This is a genomic window from Rhizobacter sp. P1_G5 (assembly GCF_056405435.1).
Genome location: NZ_JBFUCB010001023.1, coordinates 1 through 1,204 on the forward strand (window position 1 = coordinate 1; position 1,204 = coordinate 1,204).

The 1,204-nt window shown below is 70.5% G+C and carries 1 protein-coding gene; it reads left to right on the top strand.

Annotation, left to right across the window (positions count from 1 at the left end; genetic code table 11):
* Positions 1-1,204, top strand: a 1,204-nt coding sequence (locus AC1D12_RS33715) for a type II secretion system protein GspD (protein ID WP_477845430.1), incomplete at both ends; no start/stop codon positions are given.

Genomic DNA, 1,204 nt, shown 5'->3' on the forward strand with positions numbered 1-1,204 from the left:
GACAAGGACGTGCGCCCCGACGCCCGCGTCACCGTCTTCCTGCGTTCGGCCCGCGTCGAGGACGCGATCGACCTGATCGTCAGCACCAACCAGCTCGCGAAGAAGGTGATCGACAGCCAGACGCTGCTGATCTACCCGAACACGCCCGAGAAGCAGCGCGAGCACCAGGAGCAGGTCGTCAAGGTGTTCTACCTCGCGAGCGGCGACGCGAAGAGCGCGGCCGCCTTCCTGCGCTCGATGCTGCGCGTGCGCGAGCCCTATGTGGACGAGCGCACCAACATGCTCGCGCTGCGCGATTCGCCCGAGAACATCCAGCTCGCCGAGCGCCTGATGGCCCTGTACGACGCGCACGAGCCCGAGGTGATGCTCGACGTCGAGGTGATCGAGATCCGCAGCACCCGCCTCACCGAGCTGGGCGTCAAGTTCCCCGACACCTTCGCGCTGACGCCGCTGCCGCCGGCCGGCGCGACCGGGCTCACGCTCGGCAACGTGCGCAACCTGACGCGCGACAACATCGGCCTGACCGTCGGCGGCCTGCTCGTCAACCTGCGCCGCGAGGTCGGCGACTTCAACACGCTGGCCAACCCGCGCATCCGCGCGCGCAACAAGGAGAAGGCCAAGATCCTGATCGGCGACAAGGTGCCGGTGATCACCGCCACCATCGGCGGCAGCGGCAGCTTCGTCTCCGACAGCGTCAACTACATCGAGGTCGGGCTGAAGCTGGAGGTCGAGCCGACCATCTACGCCGACGACGACGTGGCGATCCGCGTCGCGCTCGAGGTCAGCTCGCTGGCCGGCCAGGTCAAGACAGCCTCGGGCACGCTCGCCTACCAGATCGGCACCCGCAATGCGTCGACGCTGCTGCGCCTGCGCGATGGCGAGACGCAGATCCTGGCCGGCCTGATCAGCAGCGAGGACCGCTCCAACGCGAGCCGCGTGCCGGGCCTGGGCGACCTGCCGGTGCTGGGGCGGGTGTTCTCCAGCCAGCTCGACGATTCGTCGCGCACCGAGCTGGTCCTCGCGATCACGCCGCGCATCGTGCGCAACCTGCGCCGCCCCGACGCGAACGAGACCGAGATGTGGGTCGGCACCGAGACCTCGCCGCGCCTGCGGCCGACGGGGGGCCGCGCGGCCGCTGCGGTGCCGGCGCCCGGAGCGAGCGCACCGGCGGCTGGCGCGCCCCTCTCCGCGACACCCGCGATCC